The organism is Psychrobacter sp. CX18 (assembly GCF_057396215.1).
Genome location: NZ_JBXYJH010000010.1, coordinates 46,814 through 71,193, shown reverse-complemented (window position 1 = coordinate 71,193; position 24,380 = coordinate 46,814). Strand labels below are relative to the sequence as shown.

The 24,380-nt window shown below is 39.9% G+C and carries 18 protein-coding genes, 1 tRNA gene and 1 pseudogene; 15 read left to right on the top strand and 5 right to left on the bottom strand.

What is annotated here, in order from left to right; translation table 11 throughout:
- Window positions 1-1,532 precede the first annotated feature (1,532 nt).
- Window positions 1,533-2,054 carry a lecithin retinol acyltransferase family protein gene (locus tag AC2SLT_RS08845; RefSeq protein WP_486547294.1) on the top strand — a complete coding sequence of 174 codons (522 nt, stop codon included), beginning with the start codon at window positions 1,533-1,535 and terminating at the stop codon, window positions 2,052-2,054.
- Window positions 2,055-2,163: 109 nt separating this feature from the next.
- Here AC2SLT_RS08845 and AC2SLT_RS08840 read toward each other — a convergent pair.
- Together AC2SLT_RS08840 and AC2SLT_RS08835 are read right to left on the bottom strand one after the other, a co-directional pair.
- Window positions 2,164-2,280 (bottom strand): annotated as a pseudogene (locus tag AC2SLT_RS08840) (type I-F CRISPR-associated endonuclease Cas1f); the annotation flags it as partial.
- Window positions 2,281-2,606: 326 nt separating this feature from the next.
- A tRNA-Arg gene (locus AC2SLT_RS08835) sits at window positions 2,607-2,683 on the bottom strand.
- Between the two features lie 575 nt (window positions 2,684-3,258).
- On the opposite strand from AC2SLT_RS08835, the gene AC2SLT_RS08830 reads away from it, so the two are divergent.
- The 12 genes from AC2SLT_RS08830 (at window position 3,259) to AC2SLT_RS08775 (ending at window position 16,361) form a co-directional block, all read left to right on the top strand.
- Entirely contained in the window at window positions 3,259-3,918 is a 660-nt protein-coding gene (locus AC2SLT_RS08830) for a c-type cytochrome (protein WP_486547293.1), read from the top strand.
- Window positions 3,919-4,232: 314 nt separating this feature from the next.
- The gene (locus tag AC2SLT_RS08825) at window positions 4,233-5,210 is read left to right on the top strand and encodes an ABC transporter ATP-binding protein (RefSeq protein WP_486547292.1); all 978 of its coding nucleotides are present in this window, start codon (window positions 4,233-4,235) and stop codon (window positions 5,208-5,210) included.
- Between the two features lie 71 nt (window positions 5,211-5,281).
- Complete coding sequence (locus tag AC2SLT_RS08820) at window positions 5,282-6,037, top strand: ABC transporter permease (RefSeq protein WP_486547376.1); 756 nt, start codon at window positions 5,282-5,284, stop codon at window positions 6,035-6,037.
- A gap of 40 nt (window positions 6,038-6,077) precedes the next feature.
- Window positions 6,078-7,061, top strand: a complete 984-nt coding sequence (locus tag AC2SLT_RS08815) for an NADPH-dependent 7-cyano-7-deazaguanine reductase (RefSeq protein ID WP_486547291.1) — start codon at window positions 6,078-6,080, stop codon at window positions 7,059-7,061.
- Between the two features lie 1,388 nt (window positions 7,062-8,449).
- Entirely contained in the window at window positions 8,450-10,165 is a 1,716-nt protein-coding gene (locus AC2SLT_RS08810) for an acetolactate synthase 3 large subunit (protein WP_486547375.1), read from the top strand.
- Window positions 10,165-10,659, top strand: coding sequence for an acetolactate synthase small subunit (gene ilvN / locus AC2SLT_RS08805; RefSeq protein ID WP_486547290.1), 495 nt, complete (start codon window positions 10,165-10,167; stop codon window positions 10,657-10,659). The genes AC2SLT_RS08810 and ilvN overlap by 1 nt, the downstream gene beginning before the upstream one ends.
- Window positions 10,660-10,844: 185 nt before the next feature.
- On the top strand, window positions 10,845-11,861 hold the full coding sequence (gene ilvC, locus AC2SLT_RS08800; RefSeq protein WP_486547289.1) for a ketol-acid reductoisomerase: 1,017 nt from the start codon (window positions 10,845-10,847) through the stop codon (window positions 11,859-11,861).
- A gap of 172 nt (window positions 11,862-12,033) precedes the next feature.
- A complete protein-coding gene (locus tag AC2SLT_RS08795) occupies window positions 12,034-12,474 on the top strand; it encodes a hypothetical protein (RefSeq protein ID WP_486547288.1) in 441 nt (146 codons plus the stop codon).
- Window positions 12,475-12,970: 496 nt separating this feature from the next.
- The gene (locus AC2SLT_RS08790) at window positions 12,971-13,186 is read left to right on the top strand and encodes a cold-shock protein (RefSeq protein WP_007394029.1); all 216 of its coding nucleotides are present in this window, start codon (window positions 12,971-12,973) and stop codon (window positions 13,184-13,186) included.
- 618 nt (window positions 13,187-13,804) lie between these two features.
- Complete coding sequence (locus tag AC2SLT_RS08785) at window positions 13,805-14,554, top strand: electron transfer flavoprotein subunit beta/FixA family protein (protein WP_486547287.1); 750 nt, start codon at window positions 13,805-13,807, stop codon at window positions 14,552-14,554.
- 115 nt (window positions 14,555-14,669) lie between these two features.
- Window positions 14,670-15,602: an electron transfer flavoprotein subunit alpha/FixB family protein gene (locus AC2SLT_RS08780; protein ID WP_486547286.1), complete on the top strand. Its 933-nt coding sequence runs from the start codon at window positions 14,670-14,672 to the stop codon at window positions 15,600-15,602.
- A 153-nt stretch (window positions 15,603-15,755) separates the two neighbouring features.
- Window positions 15,756-16,361 carry a GNAT family N-acetyltransferase gene (locus AC2SLT_RS08775; protein WP_486547285.1) on the top strand — a complete coding sequence of 202 codons (606 nt, stop codon included), beginning with the start codon at window positions 15,756-15,758 and terminating at the stop codon, window positions 16,359-16,361.
- 109 nt (window positions 16,362-16,470) lie between these two features.
- Here the strand turns inward: AC2SLT_RS08775 and AC2SLT_RS08770 are convergent, their stop codons facing one another.
- The 3 genes from AC2SLT_RS08770 to trxB form a co-directional block, all read right to left on the bottom strand.
- Window positions 16,471-17,292, bottom strand: coding sequence for an arginyltransferase (locus tag AC2SLT_RS08770; RefSeq protein ID WP_486547284.1), 822 nt, complete (start codon window positions 17,290-17,292; stop codon window positions 16,471-16,473).
- Window positions 17,293-18,132, bottom strand: a complete 840-nt coding sequence (gene aat / locus AC2SLT_RS08765) for a leucyl/phenylalanyl-tRNA--protein transferase (RefSeq protein WP_486547283.1) — start codon at window positions 18,130-18,132, stop codon at window positions 17,293-17,295.
- A gap of 234 nt (window positions 18,133-18,366) precedes the next feature.
- Window positions 18,367-19,389 carry a thioredoxin-disulfide reductase gene (trxB, locus tag AC2SLT_RS08760; protein ID WP_486547282.1) on the bottom strand — a complete coding sequence of 341 codons (1,023 nt, stop codon included), beginning with the start codon at window positions 19,387-19,389 and terminating at the stop codon, window positions 18,367-18,369.
- Window positions 19,390-19,823: 434 nt separating this feature from the next.
- Between trxB and AC2SLT_RS08755 the strand changes: the two genes are divergently transcribed.
- Both AC2SLT_RS08755 and AC2SLT_RS08750 read left to right on the top strand, forming a co-directional pair.
- Window positions 19,824-23,252 (top strand): DNA translocase FtsK, encoded by a 3,429-nt coding sequence (locus AC2SLT_RS08755; protein WP_486547281.1) that lies wholly within the window; start codon window positions 19,824-19,826, stop codon window positions 23,250-23,252.
- A gap of 187 nt (window positions 23,253-23,439) precedes the next feature.
- On the top strand, window positions 23,440-24,153 hold the full coding sequence (locus AC2SLT_RS08750; RefSeq protein ID WP_486547280.1) for a pirin family protein: 714 nt from the start codon (window positions 23,440-23,442) through the stop codon (window positions 24,151-24,153).
- The last annotated feature ends 227 nt before the right edge of the window (window positions 24,154-24,380 follow it).

Genomic DNA, 24,380 nt, shown 5'->3' with positions numbered 1-24,380 from the left:
TAGCATTGGCAATGCGATTGCTAAGGTTTGCCGTGTCGCTTACTTCGTGCGCCACGTCAATACCTAGCATCGCAGTATGCCATCCCTAGCAGTATATCCGCTGCAATCGAGGCTAAACCGCGCCTCATGACTCCTATCTCGTTCTTAATCAGAATGTTTTAAGTCGTCACACTTCCTTAAGTTGTCTTATTTTCTAAGTCACTACACCACCGTTGTGCCTTATAAATATTAGAAATAGCCCCCCATGTTATCTATACTGTTTAACGGCATTGTTAACAAAGTTAACATTTAACATATCTAAATGTCGTTCTATACGCAGTATCAGTATCAGTATCAGTATCAGTTTCTAGGTTTCTGTGTAGCTGTATAAATTTTTACTGCTTCATTTTAAATTCAAGGCTAGCTAGCAATAAAAGTTATCTATAGCTGTTACGGTAGCTTTCTTAGCCAGTCTGAAACTCACTTAGCCTGTCTTATAATTGGCTTCTTATATTGTATAAAGCATGTATAAATAAATTATATATACTAAAGTATCGAACATCTGCTTAACCTATCGAACAAACTCTAGTGAGTTAATTTACCCAAAATTAAAAACTACCCGAGGTTTCAGCTAATGGATCGAACAAAATTATTGTTTTTAATTACGCTTTAAAACTAATTATTTGTATGTACAACACAATAACAGTAAATATATAGAAGTTGTTTATAACTTGAATCGATAGTTATGCAGTTATGACTTGAGAGTTTCTCATTATTTATTAATTAATTGATTAAATTAAGATAGTTTTGTGTAAGGTATTTATTCTTAAAGCTTTACTAATTCAAATTTTTGCAAATTTATAAAAATTGATAGTGTCGTAGTAGGGAAGATTAAATGAAAAGTAAGTTTTTAGTATTACTGATGACTGTACTGAAGCTACCAGGATGTTCTGAGAAGCCAATTTATTCGTGTGAAAGTAATGTAGTTATAAATACTGTTACTGATCTTGTTAAAAATCAAGTTGATTCATATTTAATTAGACCAGGTATGATCGAATATACAACCAATACTATTGGTGATTTACTTAAAGTGAATGGTGTGAATTAGTTCAGCTTCGATACTGACTATGAAAATATTAATTATAGGTTAGAAAATATAATAACTATTGACCAAGACTTAGAGCTAGGTAACTATTTCTGTAAAGGCAATATCTTAACAACTAAAGGTCAATTTGGTAAGTCTGAATTTGAAATTGAGTACACTGCAGAAACTACCAATGGGGGTGAAGATACATACGTTCAAATTCAAACTTTAACAGATGAAAATATTGGTATTCTCGCAGCTGCTATGTTACAAATAAACCCATCTCAATATCAATAAGGTTAAAGAATGAGTTATGTAGGTTTGCTAAATAAGTAGCAAGTTATCGTTCATGTTCGCAGTTGTCGCTTAATTAGTTTACATGTCTTGGTACCTATCTTTTATTCAAAACTAAGGTTTGTTAAGTAATTGGGTAGTTGTTTTAGATTTTTGGAGGATAGCAATGCTAGTAATGCCTAATTCTATTATGCGTGGTGAAATCAAAAAGTCCGAAGGGGAAGTGCGTCCAGCTGTAGGCAGTGTAGTGTATTGCGACTTAGCTGAATTTGTAGAACATACAGGAATATATATTGGATACAATAAAATAGTTCACTTAGATGGATCAGGGATAATAGAAGTAGTTACTCCTAAACAATTTATGGGAAGGTTAAACGGTTTCAATCTATCAACTCATATTTATGTATCTTGTAAAGGCAATACTGCTATAGGGGGTAAAGCTATAGCAGAAAGAGCAAAAAAGATGGTTGGAAGTAATAGAAGATACAATGTTATATTAGATAATTGTCACCAATTTACGTCAGGTTGCATAACAGGTAATTTTGAAAACTCAGATAACTTTCTATGGATGCTTAAGCACACTACTAAGAATGAAATGGGTGTTAATAACTGGCTCGTATGGGGTGATAAAAAGAATAAAAACGACAAAGATGATATATCAAGAAAAGTATTAGGGTCATTGAAGTTCTTGATGTAATATTAAAATATCTAACTAATAAAAGTTGTTTAAGTTGCTTAAATACGCTGCAGACCTTTAATAGAAAGGCATTATCGTGTAGTGTCTTCTTATTTGTTTTCTAAGTCACCTTTTGCATAACCCGGCAATGTGACAGGTAATAGATATTGGCACGCTTGGAGTGGAGGATGGTTTTGAGATCGGAGGAGGCAAAACTGTTGTCTGTGTAAGCATTGGTCTGTGACATATCATTCCTTAACATAAGTAAAGCTGCTCAAGGTATAGTCAAGCGATGCTTTAATTATAAGGAATACAGGATAAGTAAGCAATACTATAGACAGTGTTAAGCGACATTGAGTGTCGTGAATCATTTAGAACTTTTTAAAGGTACTCTACGAAAGGTATTTAAGACAATAGATACTAGGTTTTGGGTTTAATGGGGAGGGTTTGGATATGTACAACATTCGATTGGTGCTGTCAGGAAATTACAAGACACGGCAAAAGACCAAAACCTTTATTTAATAGGCTTTAGCGGGTTTTAAGTAATGGGAGTTAATGCGAAAATAATGTGGATGGTGCGCTTGGCGGGAATCGAACCCACGACCCTCGGCTTCGGAGGCCGATACTCTATCCAACTGAGCTACAAGCGCATGTATATAAAGCTAAAAACGAGCTGATTTTACATGTAGACTACTTGAAATATCAAGCTGCTGAACTTTTTAAACAGTACGTCAAAATAGAACGGCCTATTATGCAAATTGGTTACGTATTCTATTCATCTAAAAAAGCTTGTTGATATTACTCAATAGATCAATTGAATCAGTAACCTGTTTTAAGCAGGCTAGTTTAGCAAAAATGACCCAAAAAACCAATGGTATCGCTGATTATAAATGACAAGTAAGGAGTAAATTTGATACATTAGCGCCTGACAGATGTAAGATAAGCATAATATCGGTAACTGTGACGACAATTATTGTGACATATATGAGAGCTGTATATAAGTACTGCAAACTATCATTTGTCGATATAGTCACTATTCAATCATGGCTTTTAGTCCCCTTTTACCCTTATAATATTAGGGAAAAGAATTTTATACTGTTTTAATTGTGATACGCTAAAATAATTCAATCAAACATACTCGACTATTTAAGCTTGCTTAGCCATGATTGCCAAATTAACAGCAACAGAAGCTTAAGTATGTCGCTCTAAAAAGAGATTGTGACGCATGAAAAAAATCGTGATGTTAACCGCCGCCGCTATTCTTGGTTTATCAGGTATATCTTTAAGCCAAGCTGAAGACGTCATTGATCCAGCCGCTGCTACTACTGAGGCAACAGCAGATGCGACTACGCAAGCTGCTAGTGACACGAACACTATGGATGTGGTTGCAAGTGCAGAAGCAACAGATGCGGCTGCTGATGGTGCGACAGAAGCCACCGAAGCCACAGAAGATGGTGCTGAAGTAGCAGCAGCGCCGGCTGAAGAAGAGCCAATCCCTGAAGACACGCCTCAGGTCAAAAAACTAATAGCTCTATATCCGCAACTTGTCGAACGTATCAGCCCTTATGCTAAAGTTTGTTTTGAAGGGGATGAGAACTGTGACATCACCTTAACAGCGTCTGCTGGTGCTTCTGCCGATGGTGAGCCTCGAGACGGTAAAGCGGTATTCGATGCGATTTGTCATACTTGTCACGCAGCCGGTATTGCTGGTGCGCCTAAAGTGGGTGATGCTGGTGCTTGGGGACCTCGTATTGCAAAAGGTAAAGATACTCTATATGACCATGCTATCAATGGCTTTAATGCGATGCCAGCTAGAGGTGGTGCCGATATCCCTGATGAAGAAGTGCATAACGCGGTAGACTATATGATTAGTGAATCAAGCTAAGATTTAAGATAAATCAATATTTATTTTAATCCATAACTTAGCTAATACTGACTATTAAATTCACCATCTTAATATACCCATCCAGGTCTTATAATTTGATGTGATAAGTCTAGTAAAATAGAGACTAAGCTGTTGATTTTTATTAAAACGCTTACCAACTGGTGAGCGTTTTTTTGTAATGCGAATTAAGTCTCGTATAAAGTGAATTCAACATCTCGTCAAACATCAAGTTTAGGATAACTGGCTTTAAATATCTTGTTTTACACCCATATAAGGCTTATTGACTTTCATTCGACTAATTTATATGTGATTCTATGACTAATACAACGCCAACGGCAAGTCCTGCCTTACAAGTTCATAACCTCTCTAAAATATACGGCAACGGATTTGCCGCGCTAAAAAATGTCAATCTTACGGTACCTCAAGGTGGCTTCTTTGCGCTACTAGGGCCGAATGGTGCCGGGAAATCGACCATGATTGGTATCATAAGCTCTTTGTTTAAGCCTACCGAGGGCAGTGTCAAGATTTTTGGTACTGATTTACTTGAAAATCCGTCTATTGCCAAGCAGTATCTGGGTGTCGTCCCGCAAGAGTTTAACTTTAATCAGTTTGAAAAAGTCGAAGATATTCTGATTACGCAGGCTGGTTACTTTGGGATACCTGCCAAAGACTCGAAGCCACGAGCTAAGAAGTTACTCACGTCATTGGGGCTTTGGGATAAACGTAACAATAAGGCACGTGAGCTATCAGGCGGGATGAAGCGGCGATTAATGATTGCCAGAGCATTAATTCATAAGCCAAAGCTGTTAATACTTGATGAGCCGACAGCAGGGGTGGATATTGAGCTGCGCCGATCGATGTGGGAGTTTATGCAGCAAATAAATGAGGAAGAAAATACCACGATTATTTTAACCACTCATTATTTGGAAGAAGCAGAACAATTGTGTCGCTATATCGCTATTTTAGATCATGGCGAAATTCGTATTAATACTGAGATGAAAGAGTTATTAGGTCAATTGTCAATTGAAACCTTCGTATTAGATCTTGAAAAGCCCGTCAGTCATAACATTGAACTTACTGGCGTGACCGGTATAGTGCAAACAGATCCTCAAACTATCGAGGTGACGCTGACAGAAAGTGAGTCGCTAAATAAGGTGTTTGAGCAGTTAAATCAGATGGGTATCGAAGTGGCCAGTATGCGTAATAAAGCCAACCGTTTGGAGGAGCTGTTTATGCGTTTGGTAGAGCAAGGCGTGGCGAATAAAGACAGTATGAGGGAGGCTGGACTATGACAGATATCAATAATCAAACGACTAAGGCTGTTAGGCATCATCATAATGATGGCTTAACCGTCGCACAAAGAATGATCGCCTTTCGGACTATCGTTATTAAGGAAGTGCGTCGTATTCTACGGATTTGGCCACAGACCTTACTGCCCCCTGTCATTACCATGAGCTTGTACTTTGTGATATTTGGTAAGATGATTGGCTCACGAGTCGGGGAGATGGGCGGTGTGCCTTACATGCAGTTTATTGTGCCTGGTCTCATTATGATGTCGGTCATTACCAATAGCTACTCCAATGTGGTATCGAGTTTTTTTAGTGCCAAATTCACCTCAAGTATTGAAGAGCTGTTGGTCTCACCGGTGTCCAAGCACTCCATCTTACTTGGCTATGTCAGCGGCGGGGTATTCCGCGGTCTTATGATTGCATTGATTGTATCAATCGTGGCTCAGTTCTTTACTAATCTTGGGGTAGAGCATATCTTTGTCATGATGTTTACGGTATTAGGGACGTCTATCTTATTTTCACTGGGTGGATTTATTAATGCCGTCTTTGCGCGCTCTTTTGATGATATCTCTATTATTCCAAGCTTTGTGTTAACCCCTTTGACCTATCTGGGTGGCGTATTTTATTCGTTAGAAAACCTATCGCCCTTTTGGCAAAACGTCTCTTTATTAAATCCAATTGTGTACATGGTCAACTCGTTTCGCTTTGGTATATTGGGCTATTCTGATGTCAATGTATGGTATTCAATGGCAGCAATATTCGTATTTTGTGTGATCTTTTACACCATTGCCTATCGCCTACTTGATAACGGATCACGTTTGCGCCTGTAATTTAAATAAGCACTTCGCAGAAGATTGAAAGGAAAATGTCATGAGTATCCATGGTGTCTTAGGGGAAACGACCAGCTATCCCAAAACCTACCAACCAGATACCTTATACGCAATTCCAAGGGCATTGGGTCGTCAACATATTGGTTGGCAAGCTGACAACCTTGCCATCGGCGTGGACTGGTGGCATGCGTTTGAGGTATCGTGGTTAACGCCTCAAGGGTTGTCTCAAGTGGCGATTGCGCGCTTTGCTATTCCGGCAAGCTCACCAAATATTGTCGAATCCAAGTCGCTTAAGCTTTATTTAAATAGCTTAAATTTTACAGAGTTTGACAGTTGGGAAAGTGTGAAGCAGACCATTGCAAAGGACTTATCGGACTGTGTGGGCGCAAAGGTCGATGTTGAGCTCTTCGAGGTAGGCCCTTTAGACCATGATAGTCATCCCGCAAGTGAGAGCGCAGATTCAAGTTTTCTCGTTTCTCACCCGCTAGGGCAGTGTCTTGATAATGCCTTACAAAATTCTACGGTCAAAATTGAGTTGGTCGAGCATCCTGATGCTACTTTATTAAAAGGTCAACAATTAGAAGACAGCTCATTAACAGGCAGCCAATTAAAAGACAGCTCATTAACAGGCAACCCAGTTAAAGAAAGCCTGCAATCAAATATGAATAACCAAATTGAGAGTGCTGACAACATTGTGACGCATCATCAGTATTATTCCAACTTACTGCGCAGCAACTGTCCAGTGACCAATCAGCCCGATTGGGGGACACTTGCTATCGACATGACGACAGCTGAGCCAGTGCATGATGCCAATTTATTACACTATATTTTAAGTTTCCGTCAGCACAATGGCTTTCATGAGCAGTGTGTAGAGCAAATATTTGCGGACCTTAGTCAAGCTTTTAACCCCTCTAAGCTGATGGTCAGAGCATGGTATACGCGCCGTGGTGGCATCGATATTAATCCGTGCAGAGTCAGTGATCCAAGCTTGTTACCTGCGCCAAGCCGTTTGGTACGTCAGTAATAACGCTAAGGATAATAGCTAGCGTATCTTTTCCTATTTTTTGACAGCATGTTGTTAAGGTTACGTCTATATTTAGCCTAAGTTTAGTCCACGTTTCGTATATGATTAGTTTACTTGGACAATGGCATTAATCGGTTATATTTTACCCGCTTATTGTCTTTTGTTAACAAGATAAAGCAAGATATATGAGCTGAAATTAGAAATGATGACTATTGGTTAGTTAGTTTATTAAATTTATTTTGTTGACAACGGCGCCAAAACATCCGATTATAGGACTTTGATTAGTCGGTTATCTCACTTACCGAGTTAGGTAGCTATAAAGTTGCCACTATCGCAGGATTACCATCCGCTTTAGGTTGGCCTCTTTAAATGTGATGAATTAGGCAGTATTTTTTATTAACTGCCAATAATTCTGGGACTTATCGGTCTACAGCGACTAAGTAATCAATCTGAAATATTTGTGCATGACAGTTTATGTCACAAGTGGATTCGGATTGCAGGGTATCAAAGTAAGAGTAAAAGGTATCAGATTGAGTCATTTGATCTGTCCCTTTTTTAACCCGATTTGGATGTTTAATGTGACGTTTTGGCGGTTATTTTAGCCAATCAATCCCACACATCGATCTTGTTAACGTCTTAATCCCTATTTTTACTTATCTATTTTCTATCTATTTGTCTAGTGTCCTACATTCTTACTCTTAGTAAGGTTTAGCTTAACTGGATTGACTCATAAAACTTTATATGACGTTACATGGTTAACTCATATTTGTATTTATAGTTAAGCAGTAGCAAAAATAGTATAGTCCTCAAATAGTATTAAAAGTCACTGTAACCTTAAGCGCTCATATCACATGGCTAATGCCTGATGGTATTTTTTGCCATGCCTGAAGGGTTATTAAAAAATATGGCATTAACGAATTAAAAATGTTTAAAATTAGAATTTGTGTGGCATTAAAAGTAGGTAATAACTTCCTTATTTATTAATCTAACTGGCTGATGATTCAAGCAATTATCAACTTAATTAGTTATTGAATGAGTCATTGAATGAGTTAGTAACCGAGTCGCTACAGCGTTAAAGTCTGATAACGGCTACCTGTACTTTTAACACCACTCGATATATTAGGCGTATACACGAAGTATGCTTTGCTAAACCGCAATTTTTATTAATGTCTTTGGTTTATCAGATCTAAAAATGGTTTATCCGTTTTAAGGTCACATAAACACAAATGATGAGATAAGAGCCTTAATAACATCCCGCAATACAAAAGGTGATGACAGTGACCCAAACAACCCAAAGCCCTAACATGACAGGGCATACTCAATCAGCGCACGCTGCCATTAATTTTGGTAAGAAGCGTGAACTTTTAGAAAATGGCGAGGGGCCAATAATGCTCTCTGGCGGCGAAATGCTTGTCCAGTCTTTAATTGATGAAGGCGTTGAGTATATTTTTGGTTACCCCGGTGGCGCCGTGTTGCATATATATGATGCAATTTTCAAACAAGACACTATTGAGCATTTGTTGGTGCGTCATGAGCAAGCTGCCGGTCACATGGCGGATGCTTATTCACGGAGAACGGGAAAGCCTGGTGTGGTACTTGCCACGTCAGGTCCAGGCGCGACCAATACAGTGACCGCCATCGCTACAGCATTTATGGACTCTATTCCAATGGTCGTCATTTCAGGTCAGGTACCAAGATACCTTATCGGTGATGATGCGTTTCAAGAGACAGATATGGTCGGGGTATCACGTCCAATCGTGAAACACAGTTTCCAAGTGCGTCATGCTAGTGAGATTCCATCGATAGTTAAAAAGGCGTTTTATATTGCGCAGTCTGGTCGTCCAGGTCCGGTTGTGATCGATATTCCTAAAGATACTACAGCGCCGCATGAGAAGTTTGAATACTACTATCCAGAGTCGGTTAATATTCGCTCGTACCAGCCTTCGGTTAAAGGTCACAGTGGTCAGATTAAAAAAGCGGTAGAGGCCCTATTATCTGCTAAGCGTCCAATTTTGTATTCAGGCGGTGGTGTTATTTTAGGTAATGCACATGAAGAGCTCAGACAATTGGCGCATCAGTTAAATCTGCCAGTAACCAATACCCTAATGGGATTGGGAGCATTTCCAGGTTCAGACCGTCAGTTCTTAGGTATGCTAGGTATGCACGGTACCTATGAAGCCAATATGACCATGCATCATGCAGATGTCATTATGGCGGTTGGCGCACGCTTCGATGACCGCGTGACCAATAATGTTCAGAAATTCTGTCCTAATGCCACCATTATTCATATTGATATTGATCCAGCGTCAATATCAAAAACCATCATGGCAGATATCCCCATTGTCGGTGATGTAAAGTCTGTGTTGAGTGACATATTGGGCTTGCTTGACGGTGAAGATAAACAGCTCGATCAGCCAGCATTACTTGATTGGTGGTCACAAATTAATGAATGGCGTAAGCGTCATGGTCTACGATATGACACCAATACCGATGAAGGCATTAAGCCGCAAACCGTCGTTGAAAAATTGTATGAGATCACTGAAGGTAAAGCGATTATTACCAGCGATGTGGGACAGCATCAGATGTTTGCTGCCTTATATTACAAATATGATGAACCTCGCCAGTGGCTAAACTCTGGTGGTTTAGGAACGATGGGCGTCGGTCTGCCTTATGCGATGGCCGCCAAATTGGTTGAGCCAGAACGTGATGTGGTATGTATTACTGGTGAAGGCTCTATTCAGATGAATATCCAAGAGCTATCTACCTGTTTCCAGTATGGGTTGCCGGTTAAGATTTTGTGCATAAATAATGCTCAGCTTGGTATGGTAAAACAATGGCAAGATATGTTGTATGATGGCCGTCATGCCTCGTCTTATATGGAGTCCTTGCCTGATTTTGTTAAGCTTGCTGAAAGTTATGGTCATGTGGGTGTCAAAATCACAGATCCTGACAAGTTAGAGGCGCAGCTTGCTGAAGCACTTGCTATGAAGGATAAGCTGGTATTTATTGACGTCTATGTTGATCGCCACGAGCATGTGTATCCTATGCAAGTAGCGGGTCAGTCTATGCGCGATATGTGGTTATCAAAAGGGGAGCGTACCTAATGCAACAACATCTAATCTCTGTACTAATGGAAAACGAAGCTGGGTCGCTATCACGCCTTGTTGGACTATTTTCACAACGTGGCTACAATATTGAGACGTTGAACGTTGCGCCAACAGAAGATCAGTCTATTTCTCGGTTAACATTGACGACCAATGCAAGCTCCGAAAAGATTGAGCAAATCACGAAACATTTGCACAAGCTTATCGAAGTCGTTAAAGTGATTAACTTAACGGACAATGGTCATGTTGAGCGTGAGTTGATGCTTATTAAAGTACGTGCCACAGGCAGTGCCCGTGATGAAGTGAAGCGCAGTGCAGACATCTTTCGGGCTCAAGTCGTTGACGTTACCTCCAATCTTTACACCATACAGATTGTGGGCGATCAAGAAAAGCTTGACGGGTTTATCGAGGTTATCGGTCGCGATCGTATTTTGGAAGTAGTCCGCTCTGGTGTTATCGGTATCCTTCGTGGAGAGCGTACGCTTAGCGTCTAAACTATAAAACAGCTTGTGTCATAGGTTAAAGCCAGTTTTTTTAACAGGCGACATCATAAAGCCAAGACACTGGCTTTATAAAATAGTTTAATAATAAAGTATTTTTCATTAAATTTTTAAGTTAATTATCAACATACATTATTACTAACCACACTCATTAAGAGTATATAAAAAAGGACTAAATTATGAACGTTTATTACGATAAAGATTGTGACTTATCTATCATTCAAGGTAAAAAAGTAGCCATTATTGGTTACGGTTCACAAGGTCATGCCCATGCGCTAAACCTAAAAGACTCTGGTGTTGACGTGACGGTTGGTCTACGTGCCGGTTCTGGCTCTTGGAAGAAAGCAGAAAATGCAGGCCTTAACGTGGCAGAAGTGGCAGATGCAGTACAAGCTGCTGATATTGTCATGATCTTAACGCCGGATGAGTTCCAAAAAGCGTTATACGAAGATGTGATTGAGCCAAATATTAAACAAGGTGCAACCCTTGCCTTCGCTCATGGCTTTGCTATCCACTATAACCAAGTGGTGCCGCGTAAAGATTTAGATGTGATCATGGTTGCACCAAAAGCGCCAGGTCATACTGTCCGCTCTGAATTTACCAAAGGCGGTGGTATTCCTGATTTAATCGCTATCTATCAAGATGCCTCTGGTCAAGCGAAGCAAGTTGCCTTATCTTATGCAGCCGGTGTCGGCGGTGGTCGTTCAGGTATTATTGAGACTACGTTCAAAGATGAGACAGAAACTGACTTATTTGGTGAGCAAGCTGTCCTTTGCGGTGGTGCTGTTGAGCTGGTTAAAATGGGCTTTGAGACCTTAACTGAAGCCGGTTATGCGCCAGAAATGGCTTACTTTGAGTGTTTACATGAGCTGAAGCTTATCGTTGACTTAATGTATGAGGGCGGTATCGCTGATATGAACTACTCTATCAGTAACAATGCTGAATATGGTGAATACGTCACTGGTCCTGAAGTGATCAATGAGCAGTCTCGAGAAGCCATGCGCAATGCGTTAAAACGTATCCAGTCTGGTGAATATGCTAAGATGTTTATCTCTGAGGGCGCGACAAATTATCCTTCAATGACAGCTCGTCGTCGTAATAATGCTGATCATGAGATTGAGAAGACAGGTGCTAAGCTTCGCGCAATGATGCCATGGATCGGTAGTAGCAAAATCATTGATAAAGATAAAAACTAATACTGTATAAGGCTCATATAGAGAATTGATAGGTTATACTTACTAAATAAGTTTAATGGCTATCAATAAAGGTCCATGTGTCAACAGACGTGTGGACCTTTTAATTTTGCTTTGTATGGATGCTTGTCATACGTACCGTCTTAAAATGTACTCAATTGGAAAACGTTATACTATGGATACCCAGTGGCTTACTCAGATTAATCCGCAAACTACCTATGTTTTTTTAAGTGCTGTCGTTGCCGTATTAATAGGAATAGAAGGGCAGATCTTAAAAAGAAACCAAGGTAAAATGCCCACATCAAAATTCTTCAAAATATCGACTATTATCGGTACGATATGGGTTTTCATCTCAATATCAGTCATTTATTTTTACGATTTTAAGCCATTATATTTGGTGGTACCTGTGGTCTATCTCATTTATACAGTGTCGGGTTGGGTATATGGCAGTCGTTTATTAAAACGTCAAGGCCTGCCTGATAAACCCGAAAACTTAGTGATTCCTAAGTCTTATATTGCTTTTAGTCAGTCTTTTTCTGTGGTCTACTTTGCCCTATGTGTGCTGGTATTAGCATCTTCTTATATACCTAATATAGCTTTTATATCAACGTCCTAGAAATATACAGGGTGAAAATAGTGGTCTTTTACTTTTAAAATAGGGTACTGCACCCTATGAAACTTAGGCAGTAAGAGAGTTATAAAATCCCACTATTTAAATGCTAAGGTAATAGCTTTTCTAAAGACTCAATTTTACGCCTAGTAAAATTTAATAATATAATGCTTCATAAATAACAATATAAGTTACATCAAAATAACTAAAAGATAAGATATTAGTATGACATGTGCTATAAAGCTGTTATACTAACCCATAGTAAGTAAGTTACTTTTTGATTAGCTAGCTCGTTAAATAATTAGCACGCTACTAATTCAAACATGACTGCAATTAATTGTAGATGTGTATTTAAAGTTTTTATTTATTAGAGTGAAGATTAGTCAACATTCTAATCGGTAATACTCGATTTACGCTTTCTACAGAAGCAACACACACAAAATAGTTGCCAAGTTAAAAGCATCATGACTAAAGTTAAATCAATTTTATATTAGGAAAAGTTATGTCAGAACGTGTTCAAGGTACTGTTAAGTGGTTCAACGAAGCTAAAGGTTTTGGTTTCATCGCACAAGACGATGGTGGTCAAGACGTATTTGCTCATTACAGTGCTATTCAAGGTAGTGGCTTCAAAACTCTAGCTGAAGGTCAAAAAGTTACTTTCGTTTTAGGTCAAGGCCAAAAAGGTCCACAAGCTGAACAAATCGAATCTGCTGAATAATTTGTTGTAGCTTAAATTCTACAATTGATGCTTATCTTCTATAAAGAAGATGGTATCTTAAAAAGACAACCTTTAGGTTGTCTTTTTTTTATCTTAAAATTTAGCTGCAATTTCTATTCAATGACTACTATTCAATGATTCGGTTAAATATTGCTTACTGTAGAGTCACTATCCTCTTATTTTTTTTGAATGTTAAATGTTTAAATTTGAGTTAAGTTATGTCTCAATCATTTAAAGAAAAAATTTATGACCCTTTATTCACGGCAATGGCTTGACCTAATTGGGTTGGTCACGCAATATAATAGACTTTAATAATTAATCTTTATTTATATTGGCAGCATTGCAAAAAAATGGTTGTTATAGATGTAGATGCAGTGTCTTTCTGAACGGGTAGACGGTGAGCTAGTGATATACTAGCTAGTTTGATAAAGGCACTTTTATAAAAAAATAACCAGACGATAATCTGTTAATTAAATCCTACAAATTGTTATATATATTATCCATTATATTGGCTAAGATGTATAAGAATTAATTCCGACGTGTTTAGTAAGATTATTTATATTGCTAGCACTACATTGTTCATTTTAAAAATTCATAACATAAATAAACGAGGAACGTATGAAAGCATTAGTCGCTGTTAAGCGTGTGATTGACTATAACGTAAAAGTTCGCGTTAAAGCTGATAATTCTGGCGTTGATCTTAGCAACACTAAGATGTCTATCAACCCATTTTGTGAGATTGCTGTAGAAGAGGCGGTACGCTTAAAAGAAGCGGGCGTTGTGGATGAAGTTATCGTTGCCTCAATTGGACCTAAAGAAGCTCAAGAACAAATTCGTGCGGCATTAGCGTTGGGTGCAGACCGTGGCGTCTTGGTAGAAACGAGTGATAAGCCATATCCTCTACAAGTTGCTAAAATCCTTAAAGGGATTGTAGAGCAAGAAGGTACTGATATTATCCTATTGGGTAAACAAGCTATCGATGACGATAATAACCAGACTGGTCAAATGCTTGCTGCGTTAATGGGTATTGGTCAAGGTACGTTTGCTTCAGAAGTTAAGGTTGAAGGCGATAAAGTCAACGTGACTCGTGAAATCGATGGTGGTTTACAAACGGTCGAGTTACCTCTACCTGCGGTGATCACCACTGACTTACGTTTAAACGAACCACGTTATGCTAAGCTTCCTAACATCATGAAAGCTAAGAAGAAGCCTCTTGATACAAAGTCACCTGCTGACTTTGGTGTTGAGATGGGTTCTAAGCAAGAAATCATCAAAGTAACCCCACCACCTGAGCGTTCTGCAGGTGTGAAAGTAGGGTCGGTTGATGAGCTAATCGACAAATTAAGAAATGAAGCAAAAGTCATTTAATTGATGAATGGACTTCTTATAAATCTTAAAAAATATGATTAGTATTATGCGTGACAAGCTTGTAACCGTTACCAAATCATAATCTCATATAATTATTAGAAAGGATAATACTCTCATGGCAATTTTAGTATATGCAGAACATGACAATGCCGAATTAAAAAAGGCAACTTTAAGCACCGTTACCGCTGCATCTGAGATGGGTGGTGACATCCATGTGCTAGTCGCAGGTGCAGGTTGTCAGCCAGTGGCTGAACAAGCATCTAAAGTCGCTGGTGTCAGCAAAGTAATATGTGTGGATAGCCCAGCCTATGAATATCAACTTGCAGAAAACGTTGCGTTATTAGTAAAAGATTTAGCAGGCGACTATAGCCATATCGTTGCACCAGCGACCACTAACGGCAAAAACTTTATGCCTCGCGTAGCAGCACTGCTAGACGTTAGTATGCTAACCGACATCATGAAAGTTGAAGATGCACATACGTTCCAGCGTCCTATCTATGCTGGTAACGCTATCGCTACTGTTAAAACCTCTGAAGACAAAGTGTTAGTAACGGTTCGTACTACGGCATTTGACCCTGCTGCTGCTGAAGGGGGTTCTGCTTCAATCGAAGAGCTTGATAATTCTCAAGATGCTGGCAAATCAAGCTTCGTTAGCGAAGAGCTTGCTAAATCAGACCGTCCAGAGTTAACGTCAGCTGAGATCGTTGTATCTGGTGGTCGTGCATTAGCGAATGGTGAAAACTTCACTAAATATATTGAGCCACTTGCTGATAAGATTGGGGCTGCTATTGGTGCATCTCGTGCAGCCGTTGACGCAGGTTATGTGCCAAACGATATGCAGGTTGGTCAAACAGGTAAAATCGTTGCACCAAACTTATATATTGCAGCCGGTATCTCAGGTGCTATCCAGCATTTAGCGGGTATGAAAGACTCTAAAGTTATTGTTGCAATCAACAATGATCCAGAAGCGCCAATTGCCTCTGTTGCTGATTATTTCTTAGAAGCTGATTTATTTGAAGCATTACCTGAATTAACCAGCAAGCTTTAAAGGTCAAATTAAGTTAGGTTAAATGTACAATTCGTCCGGATAGCTAAAAATTAAAAGCCTTCAATCTATTGATTGAAGGCTTTTTTTATAAAGCCCTTCCTATATAATAATGCTCGATCTTATAAAATAGGATATTGGATTGGAAACTAGGCGATGAATACCGATAAACCTCCTATAGAAAAAACAGCTATCAGTAAACCCACTATTAAGAAAACACCACTACTATGTAAGGTTACTAATGATAGCAGGGATAATACGCTAGTATCGAAAATTGCCGATATTGAACGTTTAATCCAGCCGCTAGACTATTGGGATGAGCAGAGTATTAACGACCTATTAAGTCAAGAAATAAACGAGTGCTGGGTGACATTAGATATTGACTCACCGTCATCTGATGATGGGAGTGATAAAGGTAATGAAGGTAATCTTGACGGTGAGGATCAAGTGATGGCCTATTGTATTTGGGGCCAGGTATTTGAGGTTGCTGAAATCTTACGAATAGGCACACATCCTAAGTTTCAGCGTCGAGGTCTTGCTGAAGCACTTATCAGACATAAAATCAAACAGATGCCAGATACAGGAGTTGAAAAAATATTGTTAGAGGTGCGCGAAGACAATATAGCCGCCATTACGCTGTATCAGAAAATTGGTTTTTCTATTATCCATAAGCGAAAAGGATATTACTCTTCATCAATAAACAACACCAATGAGCGATGTGATGCTTTAATTATGGAGTTTCGAGAGTCATCTGAGATTTAGCACTTAAAAAATACCTTTTCCATTAAATGGCTTATCTTGTTCAGGCTTGAATAAGCCTTCCTCGATAGGTTAATTTTTAGATAAGGTAGATAGAATCCTTAAAGACAAATTAAAACTTGATTTGCAGTTGTTTGGTATCTAATAAGGCCATTAGTTCGTTTAGATCTGGCATCTCTTTAAAGCGATGCCATTGACGATTAAAAAACAAATCCATTGGTAAATAGTCAGTTTTATAGCTCATCTTTTTGACACTAGGTATCCAATAACCAAGATACACGTAGGGAAGTGCAAAACTTTTGGCAGTCTCAATTTGCTTTAAGATGCAAAATACCCCTAAACTACGCGAGTTAAACCTAGGATCAGGGTCAAAAAAAGTATAGATACTAGATAGGCCATCCAAGATTTTGTCGGTAACCGCTACAGCAATGAGCTGGCCTGAAGGCTCTCTAAACTCCATAAATACCGTATCAGCAGGGGACTGCATTAAAAACTGCTCAAAGGTTTGTAGGCTAGGTGGATACATATCGCCATCTTTATGACGCGCTGAAATATACCTTTGATATAAGCAATAATGTTCATGAGAGGATTCAGACGCTGGTATGAGGGTTAAACTTACATCCTTATTGCGGTTTAATATTTTGCGATAACGACGAGATGGACTAAAGTCATCCACCACCACACGGCAAGAAATACACTGTAGACAGTGTGAACAGCTTGGCTTATAAAATGCAGAACCACTGCGCCGGAACCCTTGATGACTAAGCGCAGTGTATAAGTCAGATCCGATGACTTTATCCTCTGGCAATACCATAAATGTCAGCTGAGAGAGCCGATTTGGCATATAACTGCACAGTTCAACAGGGGATAGTCTGAGTGAACTTTGAACATCAAAGTTGGACAGACTCACTTCATTATCTAACGTATGTTGCATCTACTTCGCTCTAATAGATAGGGGCTTATGATCAGTAATCAAAGCGTTTACAGTGTAATGTTGACTGGAGAAGTCATGCCAATCAACGCTCTTTTGAGCGATAAGCTGATTTAAAATATTTAAAAAGGCGTCTCGTGGCATGATTCGAGCACCTAAGCTTTTAAGGTGATCGTTTGGAAGCTGACAGTCTATCAGTTGGACATTCGTATAGTGACAAAAATTGTTTAAAGCCCAAAAAGCGACTTTTGAGGCATTACTGACATGATGGAACATGGATTCACCAAAATAGATTTGACCAATTTTTAGGCCATATAGACCTCCGATTAAGCGCTGCTCATCCCAAATTTCAATACTGTGAGCAAAGCCTAAGTCATGAAGCTGAGTATAAGCATCGATCATTTCATCATGAATCCAAGTATCTTCTGCATAACTACGTGGTAGGCTACAGGCTTGGATTACCGATTCAAACGCGCCATTAATAGACCATTGCCAGTTGCTTGATTTAACCAAACGCTTAAGCGATTTGCTTGGTGTAAAGGTCGTCGGGTCTAAGACACAACGAGGCTCAGGGCACCACCATGCAATGGGCTCATCTTCATTAAACCAAGGAAATAAACCTTGAGTGTAAGCGGACAAAAGCGTCTGCGGGGCAAGATCACCACCCATAGCAACCAGTCCTAATCCATCAGGGTCTACCTCAATCGGGTTTGGGAAGATAAAGCGACTGTTAAATAACGTATTGCTAGGTGTGATAGCCGAGTCTTCGTGTGGTAGATTACAGCTCTGAGAGCTATCAGGCTGCGTTTGGCTTTGGCTTTGGCAATGATTCGTAGTCGGCACAAAAGCATCCATTATGATTAAAGGTAAGTTATGCTTAGTATATTTGAGTCTGTCTGTGTCTACTATAACAAGACCTAATTATTATACCAAGTGCCTGACAAGGGCATATTGTTTAGCTAACTTAAGCTAAATAATTAAAAAAGGTGCTATTATAAATTAAATAGCACCTTTGAAGAACGGGGTAAAATTAAAGCTGATCATAACCTATAATTGCCAAATCGGATAATGGCAAAATTAAGCATTGGCATCTTGAGTCAGGGTTGAGTCATAGGTATGCTCTGTTGCCTGAGCGACGCCGATAGAGTCTAAATACTTTTCAGCATCTAAAGCGGCCATACAACCCGTACCTGCTGAGGTAATCGCCTGACGATAGACATTATCCGCCACATCACCTGCAGCAAACACGCCCTCAATACTGGTTTGAGTTGCATTGCCTTGGATGCCGCTGTTAACGATAATATAGCCATCTTTCATATCCAATTGGTCTTTAAACATATCGGTATTTGGTTTATGACCAATAGCGACAAACATACCGTGTACATCTATCTGTTTGGTGCTATCATCTTTGGTGGACTTGATCACAATACCATTGACGCCCATATCGTCGCCCAAGACTTCTTGGACTTGGTGGTTCCATTCAATGGTAATATTGCCGTTTTTGGCTTTTTCAAATAGCTTGTCTTGCAGGATTTTCTCAGCACGGAGGCTATCACGGCGATGTACCAATACCACTTCATTAGCAATATTTGACAGATACAAGGCTTCTTCCACCGCGGTGTTACCGCCACCGATAACGGCTACCTTTTGATCTTTATAGAAAAATCCATCACAAGTGGCACATGCTGAAACGCCTAGACCCTTGAACTTCTCTTCAGACTCAAGTTCTAGGTATTGAGCTGAAGCACCAGTGGCGATAATCAAGGCGTCACAGGTATAAGTACCGGCATTACCTTCAAGCTTAAATGGACGCTTCGATAAATCTACCGAGTTAATATGATCATTGACGATGTCTGTACCAAAACGCTCTGCATGTGCCTTCATGCGTATCATTAAATCTGGTCCGGTCAAACCATGCGCATCGCCTGGCCAGTTATCGACCTCAGTGGTGGTGGTTAATTGCCCACCAACTTGCATACCTGAGATGATAACGGGCTTTAAGTTTGCACGAGCGGCATAGACCGCTGCAGAATAGCCTGCAGGACCTGATCCTAGGATAATGAGTTTTTCGTGACGGGGTGATTTAGTGTCTTGTGGCATAAAGGTTCCTTAAAAAGGGTTAAACATAGTATTAAAGACTAAAATCTAGTATTTTATTTATTATGTTCTATAGAATGGGGTCAATGGTGCTTAATAGCAAATGAGTTTAAGTGATGATATTTATTAATATGATAAATAAGCCAACTGAAGCTCGAAAGTACATCGCAATTTGCTATTATAGAGGGTTATACAATCAAGGTTAAGTGTGTTTCTTTTAATAGGGTCTTTTCTATAGACCTTTGTCTATCATCGTAACAAATGATAAGACATAATATCGCAAAATAGCAGATTTAACGATTTGTACCTTTAATGATTTGTACCTTTAATGATTTTTACCTTTAATGATTTGTACTCTAGATTGATAGTAGCAAGCTGCACATATTGGCTTTGTTTTAAAATTATTATTTATAAGTTTTAAATGTTAGGAATAATTAATGACAACGGCACACCTTCTTCACACCCTTAAAAGAATAACTTTCACGTTAATTGCCGTCGTATTTAGTGCATATGTGTTTGTTATTCTACTGACCTATACCCCTAATGACCCGAGCTGGTCACGCATTAGTAGTGATATGGGGCAAGTGAGTAATATGGGCGGGTCAACGGGGGCTTGGCTGTCTGACCTGATGTATACCTTTTTAGGGTGGTCAGCATGGTGGTTAATAGCGATTGTGGCCTATGAGGGTTTGTGTATCTGGTGGCAACGCCAGCTAGCTATCGGACCTTTAAGAGTTATCGGTTATGTCTTCTTACTTTTAGCCAGTAGTGGTCTGATTGCGGTCATTCCGCTGTTATTGGGCTATTCTGAAGTCGATAGTGCTCGTTTTGGCGGTATTTTAGGTTCTGAGGTTGCCGTACGCTTGAGTTCATTACTCACCGTATATGGCGCAGGCTTATTCTTACTAGTATTTGCTCTATTAACCGCAACATTTGCGTTTGATATTCATTGGCGACAAGTGTTTAAAGCCGTATTTAGCTTGTCATGGCTAGGTAACGGATTGCGAGGTCAATCTAAGCAAGACATGTTGCATGACAGCATGATGGATTCAAATGAAACAAATGACCTTCAAACAAATGACCTTGACCAGAATAGTGATTCCTTCGATGATAATGTGTCTATAGCTCACCGCTCCTCTGTCGCCGATGAGTCTGGTATAAGTCCCTCCAATAGCACTCAACAATCGCCAATATATGATCAACTAAAACTACAATTGCCAGATCCCTCTGATGAGGCAGCATTACAGGCGAATGAGTTTGAGGACGATGAGTCTGGACTGGGATTATCTGAGCAAGCCTTATCAGAACAGGCCTTGTCAGAACAAGCAATCTTAGAACAAACAATCTCAGAACAAACAGTATCTAACCAACGAAATGAACATAATAGTGCACAAGAGAACTCAGGGTCGTATGCGTCTTCTAAAGGACAACAGCAGTTTGGTAACCCTGCTTTGAGTAATGTATTAGACGAATTCTTAGTAAACTCGGGATTGACAGAGAGTATATTATCGCTGCGTGAACAAGAGGCTGAAGAAGCCCGCCTGCAAAAAGAACAGCAGTCTGCTTTGACGTCAAACATCTCAACATCAGACTCACCTATTAAAAAGCAAGAGCCGAGCTTTGCGTGGAATGATCAAAACGCTATTGATCAATTGCTTGATGAACAAGCATTGCCAGTGTCAGTTGCTAATAATAGCAGTCACGATCAGGTAGAGGAGAAGGCTGAGAGCAATCTACCAGACCAGACAAGTAGCGAAACGACGACGCAAAGCCCAACAGAGGAAGAGTCAAACAGTGTCTCAGTTACAGAAGAAAATGAGTCTGATAACTCTAATAATAACTATGATAACTACCATTATAGTAAAGATTCAACACTTCAGCCTGCCGATGAAAAGGACCCAGTAGCCAACGTGACACTAGACAGCCAATCAGATCATGCTGGCACTACTGAATTTGACGACACAACGTATATCAATCCTGTTAAAGATGCGTATCAGTTACGCAGCAATAAAGCCGAGGCGATGAGTGAAGAAGTAGGTGAGGACTCAAATGTCGACAATCTAATTGAAGAAGAATTAACATCAGAGACTGTCACCAGCGCAGAGGCCTTTATTGATTTAACGCCGACCAATACACCACCTTCAAATCCCAAAAATCCGCATGCTGTTGAAGACGACAGTAAGTCCTCACAGCCTGTCACGCCAACCATTCGGTTTGCAACGCCTGAGGGGGGTGCAAGCAACCATATTGAAGACATGGTACCTGATGATAACGGTGAAGATGACAGTAATAAGGCAGCCTTAGTAGAGCCGCTACCTGAGATCCATGATGACGCTGCCTTTGCGTCATCAAGTCGTGCGATGCAAACGGCCAAGCATCGTGAAAGCTTGAGTCCCATACCTGAGCTGACCATTTTAGATAAGCCTGACCCAGATCGTAAGCCCAGCTATACCCAGCAAGAGCTTACTCAACTATCAGAGCTATTAGAGATTAAGCTACAAGATTTCAATGTTAAGGCTGAGGTGGTAAATGCTATCCCTGGTCCGGTCGTCACTCGCTTTGAAGTAGAATTAGCCGCAGGGGTGAAAGCCAGCAAGGTGACGGGTATTTCACGCGATTTGGCACGCTCACTATCAATGGCCTCTCTACGTGTTGTGGAGGTGATACCGGGTAAGCCCTATATCGGCATTGAAGTGCCGAACAAGAAACGTGCCATGGTGCGATTGATTGAGCTGCTTGAAACGGACAAATACAAAGATCCGAAAGCTCAAATTAGCATGGCAATGGGCAAAGACATTGGGGGTAAGCCTATTATTACAGACCTTGCCCGAGCGCCACATATGCTGGTGGCAGGTACAACAGGTTCGGGTAAATCAGTATTGGTCAACTCGATGCTACTGTCGATGTTATTAAAGTACAAGCCCTCTGAGCTACGATTAATTTTGATTGATCCCAAACAGCTTGAGCTTGCCAACTACAATGACATTCCGCATTTGCTCACTCCAGTTGTGACGGATATGAATGAAGCAGCAAGTGCCTTATCGTGGTGTGTGGCGGAGATGGAGCGTCGTTATCAGTTAATGAGCCTACTCAAGGTACGTAAACTAGGCGAATTTAATAAAAAAGTCATCGCTGCTGAAAAGGCTGGCAGACCAATGATAGATCCATTATGGCGCCCAAATGATAGCGTAAGTATTGATAAAGCGCCGAAGCTTAAGACCTTACCTATGATCGTCATTGTGGCAGACGAATTTGCGGATATGATCATGCAAGTCGGCAAGCAAGCTGAAGAGCTTATTACCCGATTGGCTCAGAAATCACGGGCGGCAGGTATTCACTTGATGTTGGCGACTCAACGTCCTTCAGTCGACGTCATTACCGGTCTTATTAAAGCCAACATCCCCGTACGAGCGGCATTACGTGTCAATTCAAAAGTAGATTCGCGTACTATTTTGGACGCTGGTGGCGCAGAGGATATGCTGGGTAATGGTGATATGCTGTTCTTAGGCCCCGGTCAGATTGAACCTGATCGAGTGCATGGCGCTTACGTGAGTGATGAAGAGGTCAACCGAGTGTGTGATGCTTGGCGTGAGCGCGGCGCCCCCGATTATATCGACAATATGGCAAGTAACTTTGAGCTGACAAGTCCGAGTGGTAGCAGCGGTGGCAATACATCAGGTGAAGATGATGCATTATATGATGAAGCCGTTGCGTTTGTTATGGAGACCCGTAAAGTATCGGCCTCCAGTATTCAACGTAAGTTTAGCATCGGCTATAACCGAGCAGCACGTATTGTAGATTCGATGGAAGAAGCGGGTCTTGTGAGCTCCATGGGCAAAAGTGGTAAGCGAGAGTTATTAATGTAATAGGGTGCGTTTTAATTTTGCATTAGTGCCATAATTGCCTTTATTAATAAGGGTTTAACAATCAATTTAAATCTAAATGAATTATTTACACATTTAAACTAAAGTTAACGATTGCACCTATTAGTTAAGTATTTTTGCATGATATAATAGCCCCGTTAAATCGAAATAATAAAAATGAGGATACCCTATGAAAACTATCGTACATAAAGCAGATACTCGTGGTGATGCTAACCATGGTTGGCTAAAAAGCAAACATACTTTTAGCTTTGCAAACTATTACAACCCAGAGCGTATGGGCTTTGGTGCTTTACGTGTGATCAATGATGACCACGTTGAAGGCGGCAAAGGTTTTGGTACGCACCCACACCGTGATATGGAAATTATCTCTATACCAACCTCTGGTAAATTGGCTCACAAAGACACCATAGGTACTAATGGTATTATCGAAAGCGGTGAGATCCAAGTAATGTCAGCAGGTACGGGTATTGCGCACAGTGAGATGAATGGTCAAGCTGGCGAGCCGGTGAAGTTTTTCCAGATTTGGGTCATGCCTAATAAACAAGGCGTTGAGCCTCGTTATCAGCAGCTTAAAATTGCTGATATGTTGCAGCCAAACGAATTTGGTCAAATTTTATCACCAAACCCAGATGACGCAGGCGTCTGGATTCATCAAGATGCTTGGTTCTCAATGGGCAACCTTGACAAGGGTGTGACTGCAAAATATGATTTGAAAAATGACAAAAAAGATGGTGTTTATGCGTTCATCATTGAAGGTAAAGTTAAAATCGGTGATGAAGTTTTGGATACTCGTGACGGTATGGGTATTGTCGATACCTCAGGCTTTGACGTTGAAGCGTTAGAGGACTCTCGCGTATTGCTAATGGAAGTTCCTATGCAATAAGCTAATATGAAAAAGTAATAAATGCTTAGTTTTTAAATAGCAATATAATGTAATAGCTATATAACTAAACATGTTATAGAAAAGAAAAGCCAAACTTTCGAGTTTGGCTTTTTTATTGCATAACGTTTTATTGAACAACGTTTTATTGCACTAAGTTATTTATATCCTTTAACTCATTATGACTTTAATATATGCTATTAAAGTTCTTGACTACAATTAATAGAGCA